22 protein-coding genes, 1 tRNA gene and 1 pseudogene are annotated in these 21,676 nt (G+C 34.8%); 12 read left to right on the top strand and 12 right to left on the bottom strand.

What is annotated here, in order from left to right; all coding sequences use genetic code 11:
• Nucleotides 1-14 precede the first annotated feature (14 nt).
• Both ykgO and OOK84_RS02675 read right to left on the bottom strand, forming a co-directional pair.
• Entirely contained in the window at nt 15-143 is a 129-nt protein-coding gene (gene ykgO / locus OOK84_RS02680) for a type B 50S ribosomal protein L36 (RefSeq protein WP_006279631.1), read from the bottom strand.
• A 69-nt stretch (nt 144-212) separates the two neighbouring features.
• Nucleotides 213-1,031, bottom strand: a complete 819-nt coding sequence (locus OOK84_RS02675; RefSeq protein WP_264732343.1) for a pyruvate, water dikinase regulatory protein — start codon at nt 1,029-1,031, stop codon at nt 213-215.
• Between the two features lie 149 nt (nt 1,032-1,180).
• Between OOK84_RS02675 and ccmC the strand changes: the two genes are divergently transcribed.
• Nucleotides 1,181-1,891 (top strand): heme ABC transporter permease CcmC, encoded by a 711-nt coding sequence (ccmC, locus tag OOK84_RS02670; RefSeq protein WP_264732341.1) that lies wholly within the window; start codon nt 1,181-1,183, stop codon nt 1,889-1,891.
• A gap of 98 nt (nt 1,892-1,989) precedes the next feature.
• Entirely contained in the window at nt 1,990-2,130 is a 141-nt protein-coding gene (locus OOK84_RS02665; RefSeq protein WP_253309257.1) for a hypothetical protein, read from the top strand.
• Nucleotides 2,131-2,197: 67 nt separating this feature from the next.
• Here the strand turns inward: OOK84_RS02665 and OOK84_RS02660 are convergent, their stop codons facing one another.
• Nucleotides 2,198-3,865 carry a hypothetical protein gene (locus OOK84_RS02660; protein ID WP_264732340.1) on the bottom strand — a complete coding sequence of 556 codons (1,668 nt, stop codon included), beginning with the start codon at nt 3,863-3,865 and terminating at the stop codon, nt 2,198-2,200.
• A gap of 180 nt (nt 3,866-4,045) precedes the next feature.
• On the opposite strand from OOK84_RS02660, the gene OOK84_RS02655 reads away from it, so the two are divergent.
• From OOK84_RS02655 to OOK84_RS02630, 6 genes are all read left to right on the top strand, one after another.
• The gene (locus tag OOK84_RS02655) at nt 4,046-5,323 is read left to right on the top strand and encodes an adenylosuccinate synthase (protein ID WP_264732549.1); all 1,278 of its coding nucleotides are present in this window, start codon (nt 4,046-4,048) and stop codon (nt 5,321-5,323) included.
• A 247-nt stretch (nt 5,324-5,570) separates the two neighbouring features.
• Nucleotides 5,571-6,047 (top strand): hypothetical protein, encoded by a 477-nt coding sequence (locus OOK84_RS02650; RefSeq protein ID WP_264732338.1) that lies wholly within the window; start codon nt 5,571-5,573, stop codon nt 6,045-6,047.
• 111 nt (nt 6,048-6,158) lie between these two features.
• On the top strand, nt 6,159-8,465 hold the full coding sequence (locus tag OOK84_RS02645) for a hypothetical protein (protein ID WP_264732337.1): 2,307 nt from the start codon (nt 6,159-6,161) through the stop codon (nt 8,463-8,465).
• 37 nt (nt 8,466-8,502) lie between these two features.
• Nucleotides 8,503-8,634, top strand: coding sequence for a hypothetical protein (locus OOK84_RS02640; RefSeq protein WP_264732335.1), 132 nt, complete (start codon nt 8,503-8,505; stop codon nt 8,632-8,634).
• Between the two features lie 28 nt (nt 8,635-8,662).
• Nucleotides 8,663-8,926, top strand: coding sequence for a translation initiation factor IF-1 (infA, locus tag OOK84_RS02635; protein ID WP_164224845.1), 264 nt, complete (start codon nt 8,663-8,665; stop codon nt 8,924-8,926).
• Nucleotides 8,904-9,497, top strand: coding sequence for a Maf family nucleotide pyrophosphatase (locus OOK84_RS02630; RefSeq protein ID WP_064125248.1), 594 nt, complete (start codon nt 8,904-8,906; stop codon nt 9,495-9,497). The genes infA and OOK84_RS02630 overlap by 23 nt, the downstream gene beginning before the upstream one ends.
• 52 nt (nt 9,498-9,549) lie before the next feature.
• Here the strand turns inward: OOK84_RS02630 and OOK84_RS02625 are convergent.
• Nucleotides 9,550-9,828 (bottom strand): annotated as a pseudogene (locus OOK84_RS02625) (IS66 family transposase); the annotation flags it as partial.
• On the opposite strand from OOK84_RS02625, the gene OOK84_RS02620 reads away from it, so the two are divergent.
• Nucleotides 9,790-10,086: a hypothetical protein gene (locus tag OOK84_RS02620; protein ID WP_264732636.1), complete on the top strand. Its 297-nt coding sequence runs from the start codon at nt 9,790-9,792 to the stop codon at nt 10,084-10,086. The pseudogene OOK84_RS02625 and the gene OOK84_RS02620 overlap by 39 nt on opposite strands.
• On the opposite strand, the gene OOK84_RS02615 is transcribed toward OOK84_RS02620, so the two are convergent.
• The 5 genes from OOK84_RS02615 to OOK84_RS02595 form a co-directional block, all read right to left on the bottom strand.
• Complete coding sequence (locus OOK84_RS02615; protein ID WP_253309121.1) at nt 10,077-11,339, bottom strand: Tol-Pal system protein TolB; 1,263 nt, start codon at nt 11,337-11,339, stop codon at nt 10,077-10,079. The genes OOK84_RS02620 and OOK84_RS02615 overlap by 10 nt on opposite strands.
• 9 nt (nt 11,340-11,348) lie before the next feature.
• Entirely contained in the window at nt 11,349-12,983 is a 1,635-nt protein-coding gene (locus OOK84_RS02610) for a ribonuclease J (RefSeq protein WP_264732333.1), read from the bottom strand.
• A gap of 217 nt (nt 12,984-13,200) precedes the next feature.
• Nucleotides 13,201-14,319 carry a molecular chaperone DnaJ gene (dnaJ, locus tag OOK84_RS02605; RefSeq protein WP_264732332.1) on the bottom strand — a complete coding sequence of 373 codons (1,119 nt, stop codon included), beginning with the start codon at nt 14,317-14,319 and terminating at the stop codon, nt 13,201-13,203.
• Nucleotides 14,320-14,401: 82 nt separating this feature from the next.
• Nucleotides 14,402-14,479 (bottom strand) — tRNA-Arg (locus OOK84_RS02600).
• Nucleotides 14,480-14,685: 206 nt separating this feature from the next.
• On the bottom strand, nt 14,686-14,832 hold the full coding sequence (locus tag OOK84_RS02595; protein WP_264732330.1) for a hypothetical protein: 147 nt from the start codon (nt 14,830-14,832) through the stop codon (nt 14,686-14,688).
• 505 nt (nt 14,833-15,337) lie between these two features.
• On the opposite strand from OOK84_RS02595, the gene OOK84_RS02590 reads away from it, so the two are divergent.
• The 3 genes from OOK84_RS02590 to OOK84_RS02580 all read left to right on the top strand — a co-directional run bounded on the left by OOK84_RS02590 (nt 15,338) and on the right by OOK84_RS02580 (nt 17,378).
• The gene (locus OOK84_RS02590) at nt 15,338-15,586 is read left to right on the top strand and encodes a hypothetical protein (RefSeq protein ID WP_264732328.1); all 249 of its coding nucleotides are present in this window, start codon (nt 15,338-15,340) and stop codon (nt 15,584-15,586) included.
• The gene (locus tag OOK84_RS02585) at nt 15,583-16,152 is read left to right on the top strand and encodes a hypothetical protein (RefSeq protein WP_264732326.1); all 570 of its coding nucleotides are present in this window, start codon (nt 15,583-15,585) and stop codon (nt 16,150-16,152) included. Before OOK84_RS02590 ends, OOK84_RS02585 begins: the two co-directional genes overlap by 4 nt.
• Before the next feature lie 62 nt (nt 16,153-16,214).
• On the top strand, nt 16,215-17,378 hold the full coding sequence (locus tag OOK84_RS02580; protein ID WP_264732547.1) for a porin: 1,164 nt from the start codon (nt 16,215-16,217) through the stop codon (nt 17,376-17,378).
• A 186-nt stretch (nt 17,379-17,564) separates the two neighbouring features.
• Here OOK84_RS02580 and mutS read toward each other — a convergent pair whose 3' ends face one another.
• From mutS to OOK84_RS02565, 3 genes are all read right to left on the bottom strand, one after another.
• Complete coding sequence (gene mutS, locus OOK84_RS02575; RefSeq protein ID WP_264732324.1) at nt 17,565-20,078, bottom strand: DNA mismatch repair protein MutS; 2,514 nt, start codon at nt 20,076-20,078, stop codon at nt 17,565-17,567.
• 225 nt (nt 20,079-20,303) lie between these two features.
• Nucleotides 20,304-20,435: a hypothetical protein gene (locus OOK84_RS02570; protein WP_264732322.1), complete on the bottom strand. Its 132-nt coding sequence runs from the start codon at nt 20,433-20,435 to the stop codon at nt 20,304-20,306.
• 248 nt (nt 20,436-20,683) lie between these two features.
• Entirely contained in the window at nt 20,684-21,493 is an 810-nt protein-coding gene (locus OOK84_RS02565) for an ankyrin repeat domain-containing protein (protein ID WP_264732319.1), read from the bottom strand.
• Nucleotides 21,494-21,676: the final 183 nt, after the last annotated feature.

Here is a 21,676-nt window from a genome sequence, read left to right as displayed (position 1 = left end):
AGGTGAACAAAAAGCTAAGAACCTTGACGCGCTTTACACCTTGGCTTTACCTTGTTTATAATGTAAATCTTACCACCCCTTTTCACAACTTTACAATTTTTATCTCTGTTACGATGAGATTTTAGCGACCCTTTGACTTTCATATCTATAGTAAGAATTAAATTACCTTACATTATGATCACTTACAGAGAGTTAGTCAATTGATAAATTTTTCACATTTTATTAAAATACTGTATAATTGTTGCTGATACTTCTTCGATTGACTTTTGCGTGACATCAATAATTGGCCAGTTATTCTGCTTAAATAGTTCCTCTGCTTCTTTAATTTCCTTTTCTACTTTTCTAGGATTAGCATATATATTATTATCTTCGTTGTTAATTGAAGTAAGTCTATTTTTGCGTATTTCTATTAGCCTACTTACGTCTATTGTTACCCCTATTGTTAGTTTATTTTTTAATTTTGCCAAGTCGACATAAAAGGTTACTCCACTAACAAAAGGAATATTTGCAACCTTATAGCCTCGGTAAGCTAAATACGTACTGGTGGGAGATTTTGATGTACGTGAAACTCCAACCAAAATTATATCTGCTTTATCAATATCTTGAATATTTTGCCCATCATCATGATTAATAGTGTAGTTTATTGCCTCAATGCGCTGAAAATATTCGTTATTTATCTCAGTATGCAAGTCAAGCTTTTCGTCTTTTTCAATTTCAAGATAGGACGAAATTTCTCTAATAATATGTGATAATATTGCTCTATAGGGAATTTTCAACTTTATACAGTTATCTTTTAGATATTTTCTTAGCTCATCATCAGTAATAGTGCATATAACAAAATTATGCTCATCACTTTTCCTATTAATTTCCTCCAGAATTTTGTCAATCTGCTCTTCTCCTTTTACAAAAGACCAAACATATTCGATTGTTTCTACAGAACGAAAGTGTTTCAGAGCTGATTTTGCAACTGATATAACAGTTTCACCACTTGAATCTGATACTAAGTGTAAATTAAGCTTTTTAAGGGTCATGTTTTATATAGTGTTATACTAAAATAATAGCAAGCAATCGGCTACTGAAATTGTGCTAATTTGTTAATCTATGTCAATGCAGAAAAACTATCCTGTTGATAAAACTCAAACTAATTGGTAAATTCTTAACGCAATTATTCTCAAAACGAATGTTTTTATTAAAGCCTACAAATTTCACTTCTTTTTCTAAAAAAGCACTACCTTGGCTTGGGGTTATTTGTTTCGCATGTTTTTTAATTGGAATGTTTTTGGCGTTACTCTTCTCCCCAGAGGATTATAAACAAGGAGAAATTGTACGAATTATGTACATTCATGTGCCTTCTGCATGGCTTGCTCTTGGAATATATGGACTCATTGCATCACTTAGTTTCATTTCATTGGTGTGGAACAATAGCATTGCTAGTGTCTTGGCACATGCTGCTGCTCCTGCAGGGACAGTCTTTTCTGCAATATGCTTAATCACAGGTAGCATCTGGGGAAAAGGAACCTGGGGCACTTGGTGGGTATGGGATGCAAGGCTTACTTCAATGCTAATTTTATTTTTCCTATATGTTGGCTACCTTTCATTGTGGAGCGCTTTTGATAATGAAGCGAGGGCAGAAAAATCAGCAGCAGTATTTGCCATTTTTAGTGCTATAAATATTCCCGTAGTAAAATTTTCTGTGAATTTATGGTCTACTCTCCATCAGCCAGCAAGCATTTTGAGAAGAGGTGGAGTAGCAATAGAAAGTTCTTTGCTGTTGCCACTCATTGTAATGTTTATGTTTTGTGCCACATTTTTTTTAGTAGTGTGGATACTATACTCACTTCACTTAATTAATTTGTACAAAATAAAGAGAGAAATCAGTATGCGGTATTAGGTAGCTTTGTAAGTATACAGGTAAATATGCTAGAGAAAATTAGGTAAAATATCTTTGGTCACTTTAAATACTTGCCTGCTGAAACTGAAGAACGTGCTATGTTATGTGATCTAACTAATTTTAAAAGCAGCAATGACCAACTAACTAGAATAGATCAGGTATTGAATCGAGATCAACTTGAACATTTTACCAACGTTCTTGAAACATATGATGCAACGGCACGTAGTTTTTACGATTAGGTGCATTGTAAAATAGCAACCGTTGCAACCATGAACTCTAAAATATTCAAGGAGCCTACCAGTATCTTTAAAGTAAATGTTCATGTGATTCCACAGATAATTTCTGTTTTTTGATTCTATCTGTCCATTTATCATTTTCTATATCTTGTTTGTTGGTTGCTCTTTTTTCTTGCTCAACAATTGCCTTATCTACCTTCTGATAAATTGCATCAATTGCATTAATTGCATTTTTTTCTTTGTATACTTCGCTTTTCCCTTCAATAATTAACTTAATAAAAGTATTTACAACAGACTGCACTTGATTATGATTAACCTGACCTTTTATCAAAGAAGGTAAAGATCCTAATTCCATTATATGTTGACCTATGTTATTCTTTATACCTTCTGTATGCATTAACTTTATTATTTCATCATCAAATTCTTTCAATACTTCTGATGCTGTTTTATCTTGAGTGGAAAGCCCTAAATTATCTGCTACTTCACTTGTTAATAACTTTCTGTTTTCTTTATTATCTTCCAATTTAGCATAATTACTCAACAGATCCATAACTGTAGATACTCTGACTTCAACAATACCATCAACATCTTCATTTCCTAAAGCAACTCCTGATTCCAATAACCTCCCTCTGAGATTTTTGCTTAAAAGATTGATAAACTCTTTATTTGCATCCGATCCTGTAGCAGATATTGTACCATCTAAATAGTTACTTTGAGTACCTAAGCTATGCTCTATTTGTATTTTTGTCTCAGGTTTAAATCCTAATTTTGCACAGAATTTCTGAAAATATTCTTTAATAATGTCAAACAAGCTCTTGCCATTATCTTTATAATTTTTTAACTCTTTAGGAATAGTAAGTGACAATTTACCATCTCTGTATGTTACAAAGTCTTTACCATCTTGAGACTCAAGTGTAAATTCTAATGAGTTAGACAGATCACATATCTTATCACCATGCATAACTTGATTTTTAACAGAGAGTATTGGTAGCCTCATGTCAGATCTAATTCTTACATTATTTTGGTTAGCACAATCAATATTTATTACTTTTTTAGGATTTTCTACTATGAACGACTGTCCAAGTGCAAGTTGGGTTTGTATAAATGGAGCAGCCTCATACCCTGCTTGATTACAATTGGTGACTAGCTCTTCTAAAATAGCATTACTTGGAACTTCTGCCCCAGCGTATCTGAACATTTTCTTGAAAACTTCTTTTGCAAAGGAACGGTAGTCTTTGTTTTCATCTTTCTCTGTTGGTAATAGATGTTGGCCAGCATTGTAAAATTCTTCAAATTCTTTCTTATATGAATCGGTTTTTTGATGATTGGCAGTTTTGGGATTTTCACAGTGATTTTTCCATAGCTCACCCAATGCATTACTTACAAGCTCTTTCTCAATATCTTCGAGTACTGAAGCAACAAAAGCTTTGCCATGATCCGTATCTATTTCTCTTGTTCCTTTTTTGTTAAATATTTCGTCATTATATATATCATCACTATTAAAAAGTTCGCTTTTGTGGTGCTTAGCTCCTTCCTTAAATGCAATAATAAGATTTTTATCTATTTCTTTTCCGTTAATAATAAAATTCATCCTTTGAAAATCTAAGAACATTGTTTCACCAGAATTTGCTAATTCATTATCTTGACCTGCTCTTAATTTACTAAAATTGAACTCTTTAGCTGTGGCCTTTAATCTAACTACTGGACTCTTATTATTTTTTCCTTTTGCCTCTTTCATAAATAACACCTTACTGTAAATATGCTGTAAGTTATATCATATAATGATGAATAATTTGGTAATATATTAAGAAAATCGACAGTATATTTCTTTATTTAAGAGGTGCAGGAAAGGCGCAGATTTCTCTTTCCATTTGTAGCGTACTGCATTAATATTTATGTATTAATTTAGAAAATAATGATGAATAACATTGTAATTGTTGGTCTGCAATGGGGTGACGAAGGCAAGGGTAAAATAGTAGATTATCTTTCTGGGAATGCAGATGTAGTTGTGAGATTTCAGGGAGGAAATAATGCAGGGCACACTATAGTAATAGATGATGAGGTTTATAAATTAAATTTACTGCCCTCTGCTGTTTTGAGAACGGGCAAAATATCCATCATAGGAAACGGTGTTGCTCTTGATTCACATGCTCTAATCTCAGAAATAGAGTCATTGAAAGTTAAAGGAGTGGACGTAAACTATAACAACTTGATGGTATCCGAGAGCTGTCCATTAATACTTAGCGTACATAAGGACAAGGAAAAGCTATTTGAAGATTTAAACGGAAATCACAAAATTGGTACAACAAACAAAGGGATAGGGCCATGTTATGAAGATAAAGTTGGAAGGAGAGCTATACGCCTTTGTGATTTAGAAAACGCAGATGAGCTCAATAAAAGAGTGGATACTCTTCTGAATTACCACAATGCTATCAGAAAAGGCCTTAACTACCAGGTGGTTAAAAAAGAAGAAATATTAAAAGAAATTCAAGGGATTTCAAAAAAAATTCTTTCATATAAAAAACCTGTGTGGAGGATATTAAATGACTTTGTGAAAGAAGGTAAGAAAATAATATTTGAAGGCGCCCAAGGCACATTTTTAGATATCGACCACGGAACTTACCCTTTTGTTACTTCAAGTAATACTGTAGCGTCGCAAGCAATAACAGGCTCAGGATTAGCCTCCAATGCTTACATTATTGGTGTGGTAAAAGCTTATACAACAAGAGTGGGCAATGGTCCATTCCCTACTGAGCAAAAGAACGAGATTGGAGATAGCTTATTTACTATAGGCAAGGAGCTTGGAACAGTGAGCAATAGAAGAAGGCGCTGCGGATGGTTTGACGCAGTTTTAGTGCGCCAGGCTGTGCAACTTTCTGGAGTTTCAAGCATTGTATTAACCAAATTAGATGTGCTTGATTCTTTTGATACAATTAAAATATGCACTGGTTACAAGTATAGCGGGAAAATGTATGATTATTTACCCGCATCGCATTCAATACAGGAGGAATTAGAGCCAATATATGAAGAGTTTCCTGGCTGGAAAGAAAATACTCAAGGTAAAAGGTCGATTGAAGCATTGCCTATCAATTTAATAAAATATATAGACAAGTTAGAAAAATTAATAGGTGTACCAATTCATCTAATTTCAACTAGTCCAAAAAGAGAGGATGTTATTGAGCTTAAAGATTTCTGAAAACGTCTTTTAACTTTTATCCAATAAAAAAAATACTTGCATAACTCAAAATATTAAGTCTATTATATAAGATATATTATAAACTTATAGTGAGTAGTGTACAATGAAAGACAAAAGCTTAAGTTTAACACTTGCAGTTATTTTCAACACAATTAAGTTAATAATAAAAGTTAGTGTAGAACGTGGTTTGATTTTTTTGAATATATGTTAATTAGTATAATATAAATATAGTCAAAGGAGGTGTGTTATGATTGGAGGTTTGACTAAGGGAGACAAAGCAGCAGAGGCGGGAAAAACAAGTGATCAGTCAGAGAATTATGATGTTGAATCAGTTATAAGGGCAGCATCATGTACCTGGTATGCAATACATCGCCTACTGGTGTTGTATGGAGAAGAAAAAGAAAAATTATGTTATTCATCACGGTTTACACTACCTTTTATATCTCTCAAGAACCGTATCAATGAAGTGGAAAAAGAAAATCCTTCCACTAAGGACTCTGCTACAATAAAGTTCTGCCGCTCAATTGCAGAAAATGATAAATTATGCAAAGAATTAAGAAATTTAAATAATCTTGCTGAAAATTTTGCCAATAAAGAATTTGATTCTCAATTAGAGAAGATAATAACAGGTTTTAAACTAAAAGAAGACAAGGTAGGCTTCTTAGTACTTTTGAAAGAAGAAAGTGACTTCACTGCTATACAAAAGGCTTATAGGGATGAGTAGAGTTTTTATGACCTAATAAACGATAGAGATTTTAAACAAACGTACATAGATAAAGCAGTAACAGAGTCTGCTAATAAGAGCTTTAAGGAAGATATAAATAAATGCATAGAGTTGGCAGAGCAGGGAAAAAAAGCTGCAAGTAAATATTTTGAGAGGAAAGACGTAGAGCTTCGAGCTTATTACACAGAAACTGATAACGCTGATAGAGTTTTGAATGTTAACCTTATTAATTACAATAGAAGTGAGCCAACAAGAATTAGTGACATTTTACAGCAAGAGAAAGATATTAAAGAATTGAATATCTATTGCAATAAAAAACATGAAATACACGCTCATCAAGAAGATAAGAAAAGATATTATGAATTTAAAGAAGGCGCATATTATGAAATGACAAGCACTTGGCCTGTAGAGAATGGATCCAGAATGTGTACCATGATTATGAATGTGAGTAGTAGCGGCATAACTGAAGTACTAAAATTTGATGGTGAAGATTTTGTGTCATCGGAGGAGATCCTAGAATTAATAAAGCAAAATGATGAATTATATATTCAAGGCCTCGTCTTACATGATGCTGTAATGAAATCACTAGAAAAGGGTAAGGCTGCTGATGTTGTACCTACTGCTAATAATAATTTTCAAAATGAATCTATAGTGGCCTATCAAGATAAGGAACCAGGGGGGGAATCGAAAGGTCCAGACCCTAAAGTTGATGATGACAATAGCCTTCCTTCTTCTCCTTCTATTAATAGTAATGCATTAATTCAAACAGAAGTCAATTTACAGCACACTGAAACTCAACCAGAAGTTGCTTCACAACAAATGGATGAATTGATTTTAAATAATCAGATGCTGTCCGAAGAAAACGTTGAATTGAAGCAAGAAGAAGCAGAGTTGCAAGTGATAAATAAAAAGCACCATGAATTAACACAAGAAAATCAGCAACTACAGGAGAAACTAGAAACAACCCAAGCAGAAGATAATCAAACAATTGTAAAAGAGAGGCAGAATAGCGATTTACAAGATAAACTTGGAGAAGAGAGACCAGAATTCGACATTCCAGAAAACGAGTACGAGGAATTTCCAGGAGATACAATGCTTATACTTAAACTCACTGAAGATGAAGATAACGTTAATGTTACACCAGAGAAGAAAAAATTACGCAGATTTTCAAGCGTTGATAGTGGACTTGGTGATGAGCATTATGTATCGGATCAGAGACCTGTAGAAATTGAGCAAGAGCAAAAAAACACAGAATTGCAAACTGAACTGGCACAAAAAGATAAAAAGTTAGCAAGTGCGTTAGCAGAGCTACAAGGGAAAGCACAAGAACTTGAAAGTGTATGTGAAGAAAAAGGAAAGCTAAGGCAAGAGCTGGAAGTTGCTAATGCAAAAAAGGAGGAGTTAAAAAGTAAATTAAAGAAATCGCAAGAAGAACTATGTCATGTGCAGAAAGGAAAGTCTGATTTAGAGGACAAGTTTGATCAGTTAGAACGCTCTAATAAGGATATAGAGGAAGATAAAGAACGGTTTTCAAAACAAGTATTAGATCTGCAAAAAGAATTATCATGCTCGGAAGAGGTAACCCAAGAATTAATCAATAAGTTAAAAAGTGCTGAAGCAGAAAAAAAAGAAGTGAATCAGAAACTTGCAGAAGCTGGGCAAAGAATTGAAACATTAAAAAAATGGACTAGCGATTTACAAGATAAACTTGAAAAAAAGGAGCGAGGATCAAAGGCAGAAATAGATGCAATGCGCAAGGAGTTAACGCAGCTTAAAGAAAACCTGAAGAGGAATGAGGAAGAATTTAAAAGTGTGCATGAAGAAAAAAGAAAGCTAGAGGACAAGCTGAAAGGTGTTAATACAGAAAAGAAGGAATTAGAAGACAAATTAAAAGAATTTGAAAAAGAGATAGACCAAGCAGCACACATAATGGAGGAAAAGGAGTGGTTTATAAGCAATTTAAAACGTCAAATGCAAGAGTTGGAAGATGAGTATAAAGCACAACAGGAATCTTCTAAACAAGAGATATGCAACCTAGCATGGAGAGTTGAAGAGTTAAGAAACGAGCTAGAGCGTGAGAATGAATGGGATGATAAAGTTGTAGAAATGCTTAATGGACTGGAAGAAAAAATTCGTGCTGATGGACAAAGGAGCCTCAACGATCAATTTTATACTCTAACAGGAGACATTTCTAGTGAGCCTGACAATGCTCCACGAAAGAAGATAGAGTTATCCAGACCTTCAAGCGTTCCACCAGAAGAGGAGAGAAAATTATCCAGATCTTCAAGCTTTGATGAAGGATATGATAGCAATAAGGAGAATTGTGATAATGATTTATCTTCCAACATAAGTCCTATAAGTTCTATTGAGAAGGTGGCAGAGAGTAGAAACGTAGGTAGCTCGCCTTCTCTCTGTTAGGAATTGGTTGCCATAAAGCTCGGTTAGGTTGGAGAAAGTGAAAAATGCAGGGCTGCACTTCGAAAGCATTATTGTGAAGATGGTTGGGATTAAGTTGCAAGAGAAATACTTAAGTGGGGTGCAAAAAGTCTTTTGTGTTGATAATAATTTAAAATCTATAGTAGACTGAAAAAGATTATTAAATTATAATATAACATATGATAAAAGACGAGAAATCGAAAACAATTTTTGAAGTGGAAGGGGCAGTAACTGCTTTACTACCTGCAGCAGAATTTAGAGTGAAACTGGACAATGAACATGAGATTATCTGTCATGTATCAGGGAAAGTGAGAAGAAGTAAAATACGCATCATTATCGGGGATAGGGTGTTAGTTGAGATGAGCATTTACGATAGGAATGCGAAAAAAGGTCGGATCATTAGAAGGCTTAAAGGTACAAGTGACAGAACGATCTCTAAATAATCTTATTCTTGCTTCATCATCGAAAAGGCGTATAGCTTTACTAAAACAAATAAATATTGAGCCAGGTTTAATTTTGCCAGCAGACATAGATGAAGCCCCTTTAAAAAAGGAACTTCCGAAGGATTACTCAATCCGTATGGCAAAAAGTAAAGCTGAGAAAATACAAAGTTCAAATCCAAATTACTTTGTGCTTGGTGTTGATACAGTTGTTGCTTGTGGTAGAAGGATATTGCTTAAAGCTGAAAACGTTGAGCAAGCAGAAAAATGCATCCGCTTGTTATCAGGAAGAAGGCATAGAGTATATACCAGTGTGTGTCTATTAACTCCCGATCAATCTAAACAACATATTAGAACTGTGGTTACAATAGTGAAATTTAAACGTCTCAGTGAACAAGAAATTAAGTATTATTTAGCATCAGAAGAGTGGAAAAATAGGGCAGGGGGATGCAATATACAAGGCCTAGCTGGGATGTTCGTATTGTTCTTACGCGGCTCCTACTCTTCCGTTATAGGGTTACCATTACATGAAACCTATTGTTTGCTAAGTAATTATTTTAACCGGGAGTGTTAAATAAACCATACGCGTCAAGTTAAGGCCCAATATAGCACCATTTAAAGTGGGTAGATAGCCTTTCGAAATCCCTTAACAAGTGTGCCCAACAAATCTGTCTTTTTTCGTCACTGAAGTAGTTGTAAACCGCATACCTATCGGTAACAACCAAATTCTTATAACTAGAAAATGTACTACTCTCTAGAAACTTAACTCCTCTTGTGTCTGCTAATTTAATAAGGCTTGCTTCATTATTAGCAAACACCCAGCACCAGCCAAGTTTACCTTTAGAATAATGGCTAGTTTCATCAATATGCAAAACTTTGCTTGCTCTCTCTACTTGTTCATATACATCTTAATACATAATTCTCCACAAAAACAATCTTCAGGGAGGAGCTGGATAATTATAAGCTCAGCATTATTGTTTGGCGCTATAGGAGCCACACTGGCTACAATGGGAATTATACCTGAAATTGCTGCTATTGGAGTAATTGCAACTGTTGTGTTGTCAGGAATCGCTGGTACTATAGTAGGTGGTGTAGCGGGATATCTTGTTAATGTGGCAATAAATCAATGCTGTGGAGCAAGCAGCTCAGTAGTTCAAGAATAAGACCAATCCGGTAAAGAAGCATTTGTGGGAGTGGAAACCATTTTTTGATTTTTCTTTACTAAGTCTACTAAATATAGTTTAGAGTTGCTTGGTGATTCTGTTCTTGTGAAAATGATTTCTCTACCATTTGGTAGCCATGCCGGAGATTCAATTTTATGCCCTTCTGAAAGTAGACGTTCTTCTTTGCCATCTGGCTTCATAACTCCTATGTAAAATTTTCCTGACTGAATCTTTGTGAAAGCTATCAGATCTCCTTTTGGCGACCAAACAGGCGTAGCATATCTTCCACTTCCAAAACTAATTCTTTTAGGTTTTTTACTTTTGTTAGTAAAATCGATAACATACAGCTGCTGACTCCCACTCATATCGGAACTAAAAACCATATACTTTTGATCTGGAGAAAAAGAGGGAGAAGTGCTTATAGCTGAACCTTTAGTAATTTTTTTTGTCCGTTTACTACTTAAATCCAAAGATAATATATTCGTTTCACCACCCAATGAGTGGGAAATTAAAAGAGATTTACCATCAGGAGAAAATCTTGGTGCAGAAATAACTCCTTCAAATGCGCTGATTATTGATTCAGTGTGGTCTTTTAAATTTTTTAATACTATATAACTTTTACCATTTGCGTATGAGATATAAACAATACCCTTTCCATTTGGTGAGAATCTCGGTGTTGACACAAATCTATCGCCATTTGTTAAGTATTTTATATTACTTCCATCTTGATTCATCACAGCAATTTTACGTACGGATTTATAATTGCTATCTTTTTCTTCAGCAATATACGTGATTTTTGTGTTGAAGTGCCCTTTCTCACCAATCAATCTATCATGTATCACATCCGAAACGAGGTGACCAATTTTTCTCCAGTCTTTTGCTGGAAAAACAACTGACTGAGTAAGTAATTCTCTTTTTGTAAAAGTGTCAAATAAACGAAATGATAGCTCTAATGCACTACCAGATACTTCGCTTAAACTTACTGTGACTACAGTATCGCTTTTCCAAGATTTAAATTCAGCTTCCGCGCCACGTTTTACATTAAATAAGCCACAATTAGATAAATTTGTTCCTATTACCTTTGCAATATTTTCGCTTAATTCGCTTTCCAGCGCTGTTTTACATGTACATTTAGATACAACAAGACCAATGTTACCAACACTGCTTTTTTTTATATCAACATATAAAGCAGCTTTTGTAAAATAAGGAATAAATAACGAAACAAGCAATATTAATTGAACGAATAACTTCATTCTTTCATTTCATACCTGTTCTATCTGGACTTCAATTATAGGTCTTTTTAGTAAATATTCCTTTAAGATACTCAATATTGAACTTTCAATCTTATTTTTAATTTTTTTTGTTGGCTGCAAACTAAACAACGACTCAACTTTCTTGACAATTTTCTGTATAATAGCTGCATCTTCTAGCACTTCAAAAACACCAGGTACAAATACTTTCGGTTTAGTAAGCAATTTATTTTTCTTGTTTACAACTGCTATTACCACAATAACTCCGGCATCTCTCATTCTTTTACGCATTTTTATAACACTGCTCTCCGGATGACGTAGCAGCATACCATCAATACCAAAGTAGTCAACATCGATTGAATCAACTTTTTCTCCGCTCTCCAAATTAACAATATCACCTGGTGCAATCATTATTGCTTTTGCCACACCGCACTCTTTAGCAAATTTTACATGTGCATGCGTGTGAATATATTCGCCGTGAACTGGAATAGACATCTTCGGTTTTATTAAAGAATACATTTCCTTTAACTCTTCTCTTGTTGGATGCCCAGAAGCATGAACATGCTCTGTTTTTTCAGTAACAACTTCTACCCCCATCTCAATAAAGGCATTGAGCATGTTGTGCGCACGAGTTTCATTTCCAGGAATGATTTTTGACGAAAAGATCATGGTATCACCTTGCTGCATTTTAAATGCTTGATGACTCTTATTAGCAAGCCTTGAAGTTGCTGCCAGTGGCTCACCTTGACAACCTGTGCAAAGTAGCACCAGTTTTTCCCTTGGAAAATTTACTGCTTCCTTTGCTTCAAGAAACTGAGGAGAATCAGTTAAATAACCACTATCTTGCGCAACCTTCACTATTCTCCATAAAGATCTACCAAGTAAAACTACTTTTCTATTTAGTGCTTTTGCAGCTTGGCTTATCGTTTCAATTCGTGCCACATTTGAAGCAAATAGCGAAACAGCAACTAATTTTTTAGACCGCTTTATTATGTTATAAATGTTATTATAAATTTCACCTTCTGACTCAGGGTGATGCTTGCTTAATATATTGGTTGAATCGCAAATTGCTGCAAGCAGGTCACCTTTATCGCCAATTTCTTTTAGACGCTCTATATTAGAAGTTAATCCAACAACAGGTTTTGGATCAAATTTCCAGTCTCCGGTATGGAGTGCACTACCCATTTCAGTGCTAATTAATATTGAATTTGCCTCAGGAATTGAATGAGTTATATTTATAAACTCGACGGTAAAAGGACCCAAATTTGTGCTGCCATTTATGTCCACCTCTTTCACAGGTACTGTATCTTCTAATCGAAACTCCTTTAGTTTCTCCCTAAGAAAATTAACCGTAAACTTTGTTGTATATATGGGGCACTGCAACTCTTCCCACAAGTGGGGCACTGCACCGCAGTGGTCCTCATGTGCATGTGTAATTATTATTCCAAGCAAATCTTTTTTTCTTTGAGCAATAAAATCTACATCAGCAATGAGCAGCTCAACACCTGGCATAGTTTCATCTGCAAAACCAACACCAAGGTCGATCATAATCCACTTACCTTGATAATGATATAGGCTAACATTCATCCCGATTCTTCCTACTCCCCCAAGCGGAAGAAATAAAAACTCATTTTTGTTTATATTCATTAAATTTAAATTATTAAAACCTGAGAATAGCAAAACTTCGACCTTAAATAAAGAAATTTATTGCTTTTACATAATTTTAAGGAACTAAGAAGTTTCTGTTGGCTAATAATGTTGATATCAACACTATTGTTAAGTTTTCCATTAATAAGGTCAAAGAATTGCAGGATTAAATGAAAACCCGTAAACAGTTACTCCTTCATGTCATTTAGCAGATTTCTTATTTTTTTTTTACTTTACTAAAAAACCCTTCAGATCGTTGTTGTACATTTGCATTTTCCTCTTCTTCAAACGCTTTTAATAGCTCAATTTGCTTTTTGGTTAAACTTTTTAGATTTAAGGTTTCAACTATTACCTGTACATACAAATCACCGCGAACATGTGAACTCATATGCGGCATACCCTTCTCCTTACAACGTAACTTGGTACCAGTTTGAGTGCTCTCTGGAACTTTTACTTTTGTTTTAGCTCCATCAATTGACTGAACATCAATTTCACCACCAAGCACAGCTAGTGTCATTCTTATAGGTACTTTACAGTGTAAATCTGCCTTATTTCGAGTAAAGATTTTATGGGGAGCTATTTTCACGTATACGTATAAATCTCCACTTTTTCCACCTCTTGCTCCAGCTTCTCCTTTACCACTTATCCTTACCTTAGCTCCTTCTTCTATGCCCTTTGGAATTGAAACGGATATATTTACTTCATCTCTTCTACGTCCACTTCCACCACATTTCTTACATTTATTTTGTATTATTTCTCCTTCCCCATAGCATGTAGTACATGTTCTTTCGATGGTAAAAAAGCCTTGTTGAGTTCTAATCCTACCGCTTCCCTGGCATGTGGGGCACTGAACTGGTTTAATTGCTCCTTCGCTACCTGTGCCTTGGCATGTGTCACATTTTACATTTGTCACATAATGTATAGGCGCTTGTATTCCTTTAAATGCATCTTCTAAGGTAATTTCAAGATCATAACGTAGGTCTGCTCCAGACACTCCTGTTGTGCTCCTCTTTGCTCTTGATCTACTTGCACCACCACCGAATCCTCCACCAAAGAAGTCATTGAATATGTCGCTAAAATCTCCTGCAGAGCTAAAGCCTTGAAACCCACCAGAAGCACCTTCGTGGCCATAACGGTCATAGCTTGCCCTTTTCTCAGAGTCAGATAGAACTTCATATGCAGCTGTTACTTCTTTAAATTTTTCCTCTGCTTCTTGATTGCCAGGATTTCTATCAGGATGATATTTTAACGCTAATTTTTTATACGCTTTTTTTATCTCATCAATACTGGCATTTCTTCCTACTTCCAGCAGATCATAGTAGTCTTTTTTGCTCATATATAATAGTTTAGTGTTTAACCTTTAAAGATAGGTATTGCATATATTAATTTCAAGTGTGACTTCTGTTTCCTATAAAATGTGGTGCACCCTGAGCGACTTGAACGCCCGACCTTTTGATCCGTAGTCAAATGCTCTAATCCAACTGAGCTAAGGGTGCTTTCATAAAGTTAACTTTAGCAGGTTTTGTAGCTTGATTCAATTAATTTGGCTAAAAATAAAACTGTTAATTTTTATCATACGTGAAACCTGCAAAAAATTGCATTTGTTTTCTTAAGAATCATTTTATGGTCAAGCTCACAACTATACGAACATTTGTAGTCAAGGCACTGGATCTGAAATTGCAATGTTCGTATAGTTGTGGGTTTAGAACCCCTCACAATTCCCAAACTGCTGTTCCGCATTAGAATTATTAAATTCACTATAAGGAGGAGAGTAAGGAGGAGGTGGTCCATAATTCCTAACTGCTTCTTCAGCCTCCTCAACATTGTCTGATTCTTTCTCATGCTTCATATGAAAAGCTAAACCACCAGCAAAACATACGAGAGAATTAACGCCAAGGATAGCTAAACCCCACACTGGTAAGACTGGGTAAACAGCACAAGCTACCTACTTTCAAAACACGTTCCCTCAGATTCTCACTTTGGCATCATTCTACCTTATCTAAAGCCATTTTATACCTTTTTATCCCTTCTGGGGTAACCTTTTTTCAGTTAGCTATAGTAGATCTTTCAGAACAACTAAACGTGACTTGTTCTACTTCCATCTAATACAATGTAACAAAGGGGTATAACTCAGAGCTAGAGGTTATGATTGTAATAAAGATATAAAAAAAACGGATAAGTCAAGCAAAGTTACATTTGTAACTTTGCTTGACTATCCATTTATTACCACCTAAAATAGCTAACAAAGCCATTCCGTATGACATTTTATCTATATCTAATCAAGCATATTAATAAGTAAGTAAATTTTAATATAATCTTATTATACTTATAAATATGCTGTATAGAATGAAAGTATGGATGATTTCATAACTGCAAGAAGGAAAGATGATGCTGTGGTATCTGTTTGTCAGGATAATAAGAAAAAAAACGTATTAATTTTAGGGCTCAATCAAGCCGCAAGGAATTTGTTAAAATACGAGGAAGGGAATTTACTTAATAAGCCGTTAATCAATATTTTACGTGCAAGAGCAGCTGACGACATGAAGAATTATTTAGAGTATACCGAAAATGGCACGATTTACTTGATGTATTACCTAAAGTGATAGGTTTTTCCTTAACTGATGCTAAAGGAGAAGATATAAAGACAAAAGTAAAAGTTTTCCGCACTGCACAATTTGCTAGTAATAAAATAAATTATGAGCTATTGATACGTGATATCAGCTTGTCTCATAAATTAGGAATCTTTAGAGATGAATATCTAATGGGTAAAAAATATAAAAACCATGACTTATTCGATATACCAAACAATGAGTCTACTATTCTAGAGTTATACGTTATATTAAATTTTGCCTTTCAACATCAAATTAATGCAGCTATAGGAGTGATTGGCTTAAATAGTAGCTGTAGTGAGACAAATGATGCACTGAAAGTTATCATAGAACATTTTTGTAAAAATTGCCGTAGTGATGATTTTCTAGGGTATATTGATGAGAATAAAGTGCTTTTTGTTTTGATTAACTGCGATGTAAAAAGTACGTCTAAAATAATTAATCGTATACATTCTGCCATTAATAAGCAGTTATTAAAGCGAAAATTACCAAGTGTATCAATAATTTATGGGAATATAGCTCAAAAACGGGCAGCAAAATCTACCAGCGGCGCCTTCTGAAAAGTTGTTTTTTATTTATATTGAGTTTAAACTTAAATTTTTATAAAAATTTAAGTTTATTTATGAAGTTAAGGTACTACCTGGTAGCATTGCTTTCATCATTATTTTTGCAGAATAGTGCTAGCTCTAGAACAATTCTGGATAAGGAAATATTTTATGCAGAACTAGATGGAAAAGTAGATTTGAGATTCGGCTACGCCTTCAACAGAGGTTCTTTCAATGCTAAGGCTAAGGATAAAACTTCAAGTTATTCATACTTGCGCTTTCTTTATTTACAGCAAGTTTATCCAAATACTCAAATGGGGTTTAATGTTAAGGCAGGAGTTTCTGGTATTGCAAACCTAAAAGCGTTAGACATAGAAAAGTTAGACATGGAGGAATGGTATTTCATCATTAAAAATCAGGTGCTTGGATCAATTGAATATGGTAAAAGAAGTTTAGTTAGTCAGGGCATGTTAATTAACACTTCAAAAATTTATACAGCTGCTGGAGGAGTAAATGGTCATTGGACAAACTATGCAAATTTGCGTGGTAACGAAAACAGAGATAATGGCCCTGGATATGATAAAGACAAGGTATTTTGGGTAAAACCCAACATTTACAGTAATTATAATGGACTCGAACTAGGGTTAAAACAATCATCAATTAACTACATCTCCCCTGAAATCTATAACTTTCAACTCGGGTTCAGTTATGTCCCAGGAAAAAATAACTTACAGTACAGCAATTTAATTGCTGCTGGCCTTTCCTATAAAAATGGCCTATCAGATGATATAAATTTTACTACTGCCTTAACTGGTGAATTTGCAAGAGAAAATTTAACTGATTGCTCAGATGGAACTTCTAAAAATTATGAATGTCGTAATCAATTACTGCACTGGAATTTTGGTTTGAAGCTAAAATTGTTCGATCTTGATTGCATTTTTTCGTATGGTAATGGCGGTAAATCTGGTGAGAAGCGTAATCCTGAAATAAATAATACGTATTATATGAATGCAGGTATTGCTTACCATTCTGATTCTCGTAAATTGAGCTTAACATATTTCAATAGTGGTAGGGATATTGCAGCAAACGAGTTAACATCATATGCTTTAAGCCTTGAATATCCATTTTTTATGGGCACTTCATACTATTTCGATATTGTAAAATTTAGTACCAAAGAGCCTGAAGTAGAAAATAGCAACTCTGGTTATGTGCTCTTGACTGGACTGAAATTAAGTTTTTAATGAGGTTACATTGCCTCCTGTCATCCCAGCACTCTTTTCTGTCATCCAAGTAGCGGATAACATAGAAACGAAAAACTTACTTGACACATTTTGCCAGCCCCCTTATCATGACGTGTATAACAATGTTACAAAAAATAATATCATAGGGTTCTCTCTACTTTTTCTGGGTAAGATCAGAATTTCCTCTTAAGCCTTTAGCTCCTCAAATACTTCACTTGCTCTATTTAAAACAGAATCAGGAAAACCAGCAAGTTTTGCTACATGTATTCCATATGACTCATCTGCAATGCCTTCAATTACTTCATGTAGAAAGATAACCTCTCCGTTCCACTCTCTTATTTTTACACAAAAACATTTCACGTTCTTCAAGTATTTGCTTACTTTAGTTAATTCATGATAATGAGTTGCAAAAATGGCGCGGCACTTATTTACATTGTGAATATGTTCAATCACTGCCTGTGCAATAGATAATCCATCATACACTCCTGTGCCCCTACCAATTTCATCAAGTATCACCAAGGAACGATCTGTTGCCTGATTTACTATCGTTGCTGTTTCGATCATCTCTACCATGAAGGTAGAATAACCAGCTGCTATATTATCTGTTGCACCAACCCTGCTAAATATCTTGTCAATCACTCCAATATGCGCACTCTCTGCTGGCACAAATGACCCCATGTGAGCTAAAACTGCAATGAGAGCGTTTTGCCTCAAGAAAGTGCTTTTTCCAGCCATATTAGGACCAGTAATTAGATGTATACCAGCTAAATTGATGCTATTTGCAATGAATTTATCGTTAACTTCAACCACTGGATGTCTTCCATTGCGAATATTGAACTCTTTACTGTCATCGATAATGGGTTTTACGTAATTATTTTGCACTGCAAGCTCCGCAAAAGTGGCTCTAATATCAAGTTTTGCCAAAGCATTTGCAGCAAGAGCAATTTTTTCAGATTCTTTAGCGACTTCACTACACAGTTCACTAAAAATTTTCACTTCTAAGCCGATTGCAGCATCACGTGCCGTAAGAATTTTATTTTCTAGTTCTTTCAATTCATTAGTAGTGTAGCGCATGCTATTTGCTAAGCTTTGCCTATGAATAAATATGTCCGAAGTTATTTTGTGATTTGCTGACACTTCAACGTAATAACCAAGTATATTGTTGTGTAATATTTTGAGTGCGGCAATGCCAGTTAGGTCGCGATAAGACTCACGGAGCTTAGTTACCAACTTGTTACTGTTGTTCAATATATAAGATAACTCAGATAATTCTGAGTTGTATTTTGGATTGATAAATCCTCCTTCTTTCACGGAACTGAGGTTATTATCAAGTATAGCGCTGTTTAGAAGCTCGAATAGATCTTTATGATTACCAAGACTTTTATGTATTGTGCTTAGTTCACTCTCGTCTGATTTTACTGTCATTCCAGCGCGTGACGCTGGAATCTGCATCTGGATTCCAGTGTCAGCTACTTGGATGACATATTGTTGTGGGAGAGATCCATTTTCACCTGATTCAATTTTACATAAGAACTCAGATAACTCTAAAGTTTTTCCTAGGCCTATTTTTAATAGGTTCATATCCTTTGGTGAACCACGTCCTAGTATTAAGCGCGATAAAGACCTCTCAATATCCGGAATGTTAGATAATATCTCTCGTATTTTTCTGCGTGGCTCATGATTATTTACAAAAAATTGAGCGGTGCTGAGCCTCAAATTGATTGCCTTGGAGCAAGCAAGTGGTGAAGCGAGCATTTGTTTGAGCAGGCGTCCACCAGAGGCTGTAACTGTGTGATCAATAACTGAAATTAGTGAACCTTTCTTTTCACCAAATTGAGTTGAAAACAACTCAAGATTTCTCCTTGCTGAAGCATCAATAAGCATGAAATTTTGTTGCTTATAGGTTTTTGGGAATTCAAGCCTTGGAATGGAGCCCCTTTGTGTTACTCTGACATATTCAAGCAGTGCACCGCACGCCATGATTTCTACTTTGCTGAAATTTCCTATACTCCCAAGTTCCCTGATTTTATAAAACTCGCATAACGTTCTGTGAGATTTACTATACTCAAAAAAACTCTGTGCGTGTTGTGTAATTGATATTTTATAATTTTTTAAAATCGATCTAATTTTTTCGTCCTCAGTGAATTTTTCAGAAATTAATAATTCTCTTGGTGATATACGCAATAAATCACTATCTAGAGCTTTCAAATTCGTTAAAGTGTGAAAAAATTTTCCCGTTGATAATTCAAGCCAACTAATAGCATATTCGTCATTTTGTTCAACTATGGATGCGAGATAATTATTGCTTTTATCCTCCAGTAGCGAATCTTCTATAATTGTACCTGGAGTTACAACTCGTACTACATCACGTTTTACTATGGATTTATAGCCCCTCTTTTTTGCTTCATCAGCAGTTTCTAATTGGTCACAGATTGCTACTTTGAATCCTAAATCTATTAGCTTGTGTAGGTAAGATTCGCTACTGTGTGCTGGCACTCCACACATTGGTATTTCTTGCCCATTTGAATTGCCCCTCTTGGTTAGCACTATATTCAGCAATTTCGCAGCTTTAATAGCATCATCGAAAAACAACTCATAAAAATCTCCTAGCCTATAAAATAGCAGATGATCCTTGTATTGAGCTTTCAGGTTCAAATATTGCTCCATCACAGGAGTGTTTCTTTCTTTCACAAAGCTCATAATATTTTTTAATATATTGTATTGGTAATAAATTCAATGTTATTATAGATTATATTGCACATGTGAATAACATAAATTTTAGATAGGTGTATAGAGGGGAAAATTTAAAACAATTAAATTTCTTGGATCCAAGTAGTCAGGACACTTGGATGACACCCTCCTTGTATGTATTATAGCTAAAGTGACTTACGACAATTTGAAAAACAAAAATTCGTCATTCCGCTACTAGTTAGCGGAATCTATACCGCGAATGAATCCATAGCTGTACGAACATTCATTTTTGAAGGTAAATTGCACAGCAAATGGTGTCATTCCAGTGCTTGACACTGGAATCCAGCTTCTATGCAACCTCATCAAAAACATTCATTTAGTGTAAGATCAGCTACTTTCCATGCTAGTTTGCTTGTGAACAAGCAAACTTTTCTGGATCCCAGTGTCAAGCACTGGGATGACATCATAGGGGCGCTGGGATGACACCCTCCTTGTGTGTATTATAGCTAAAGTGACTTACGACAATTTGAAAAACGACACATTCGTCATTCCGCTACTAGTTAGCGGAATCTATACCGCGAATGAATCGCGGTATGACGTGTTGCTTGGGTCAGCTATACGTAGGTTGTGGCCCTTCTTTTTGCACCATCAACAGATATTTCAGAGCTAACAGTGCTAATAGTTTTTTCTATCGCTTTAGCCTGTTCATAGTCTTGACTCAAAAAATACATGGCCAGCCCAACAGCTATACTAGCAACAAGAACAGGTGCTATCATTACACCTAGTATCATACCACCAGAAAGACTTACTGCAACACACACACCAGCTCCAAGTACAACACCAAGAAAACCACCAATTATTACGCCAGGCACCAAACTGCCTATCATAGCGCTTTCTTTTTTCGTATTAGCTTGTTCTTTCATACTTTTAATAAGCACTTTTTTTGTTTCTCCTTGAGCTAAATCTAAAGGAATTTTATTATCCGCGTTTTGTATCAAAGGATTTGCACTATATGTAACAAGAAGGGTGATTATTTCTTCAGTTTTCTTACCTATAACTGCATGATGTAGTAATGTATTTCCCTTTTCATCTTTAAAGTTTATATGAGTACGAAGTTCCTCATCTAGATTTCTTATTGGGTTGTTTTTTGCATATATCCTAGGTTTTATTGCTCTATCTAAGCATTGTATCACTTGTTCTAGTGATTGCTCGCCAGGATTTTGTATAAAATGAAGCAGAATTTCGTGTACTATTGCTTCCTTTGTAGTTTTTTGGTATCGTAAAGCACATGCAAATGTGTCTTTATTAATAGTTATTTCTTTGTTTTGTTTAAGGAAATCTTTTAACTTTCCAACTCTATTTATACTGTGATTTTCGCTAGCAATTATCGATTGTAAAGTTTTTCTGTTATCGTCACCAGTCATGCTATCCTCCTTGATTTGATTGCATTACTCATTAATAAATAATATAATAAATCCTGCTAAAAGTCAAGCAATTAATTAATAAGTTAATATAATTCTCCAAAAGGAGCTCCTTACTTTTTGTTCAGCATGTCCATTGGATCAGACTCTTTAAGCTTGCTGTTTGCTGAATTTATTCATCACAAT

Source organism: Wolbachia endosymbiont (group A) of Sphaerophoria taeniata (assembly GCF_947250735.1).
Taxonomy (GTDB): domain Bacteria; phylum Pseudomonadota; class Alphaproteobacteria; order Rickettsiales; family Anaplasmataceae; genus Wolbachia.
The sequence above is the reverse complement of the archived record's forward strand: the minus strand, read 5'-3'. Positions and strand labels throughout refer to the sequence as shown.

Excerpts from the sequence above, each read along its gene's own strand:
- ykgO (WP_006279631.1), bottom strand. The coding sequence starts at position 143 with ATGAAAGTCAAAGGGTCGCTAAAATCTCATCGTAACAGAGATAAAAAT.
- OOK84_RS02675 (WP_264732343.1), bottom strand. The coding sequence starts at position 1,031 with ATGACCCTTAAAAAGCTTAATTTACACTTAGTATCAGATTCAAGTGGT.
- ccmC (WP_264732341.1), top strand. The coding sequence starts at position 1,181 with ATGTTTTTATTAAAGCCTACAAATTTCACTTCTTTTTCTAAAAAAGCA.
- OOK84_RS02665 (WP_253309257.1), top strand. The coding sequence starts at position 1,990 with ATGTTATGTGATCTAACTAATTTTAAAAGCAGCAATGACCAACTAACT.
- OOK84_RS02660 (WP_264732340.1), bottom strand. The coding sequence starts at position 3,865 with ATGAAAGAGGCAAAAGGAAAAAATAATAAGAGTCCAGTAGTTAGATTA.
- OOK84_RS02655 (WP_264732549.1), top strand. The coding sequence starts at position 4,046 with ATGAATAACATTGTAATTGTTGGTCTGCAATGGGGTGACGAAGGCAAG.
- OOK84_RS02650 (WP_264732338.1), top strand. The coding sequence starts at position 5,571 with ATGATTGGAGGTTTGACTAAGGGAGACAAAGCAGCAGAGGCGGGAAAA.
- infA (WP_164224845.1), top strand. The coding sequence starts at position 8,663 with ATGATAAAAGACGAGAAATCGAAAACAATTTTTGAAGTGGAAGGGGCA.
- OOK84_RS02620 (WP_264732636.1), top strand. The coding sequence starts at position 9,790 with ATGCAAAACTTTGCTTGCTCTCTCTACTTGTTCATATACATCTTAATA.
- OOK84_RS02615 (WP_253309121.1), bottom strand. The coding sequence starts at position 11,339 with ATGAAGTTATTCGTTCAATTAATATTGCTTGTTTCGTTATTTATTCCT.
- OOK84_RS02610 (WP_264732333.1), bottom strand. The coding sequence starts at position 12,983 with ATGAATATAAACAAAAATGAGTTTTTATTTCTTCCGCTTGGGGGAGTA.
- dnaJ (WP_264732332.1), bottom strand. The coding sequence starts at position 14,319 with ATGAGCAAAAAAGACTACTATGATCTGCTGGAAGTAGGAAGAAATGCC.
- OOK84_RS02595 (WP_264732330.1), bottom strand. The coding sequence starts at position 14,832 with ATGAAGCATGAGAAAGAATCAGACAATGTTGAGGAGGCTGAAGAAGCA.
- OOK84_RS02590 (WP_264732328.1), top strand. The coding sequence starts at position 15,338 with ATGGATGATTTCATAACTGCAAGAAGGAAAGATGATGCTGTGGTATCT.
- OOK84_RS02580 (WP_264732547.1), top strand. The coding sequence starts at position 16,215 with ATGAAGTTAAGGTACTACCTGGTAGCATTGCTTTCATCATTATTTTTG.
- mutS (WP_264732324.1), bottom strand. The coding sequence starts at position 20,078 with ATGAGCTTTGTGAAAGAAAGAAACACTCCTGTGATGGAGCAATATTTG.
- OOK84_RS02565 (WP_264732319.1), bottom strand. The coding sequence starts at position 21,493 with ATGACTGGTGACGATAACAGAAAAACTTTACAATCGATAATTGCTAGC.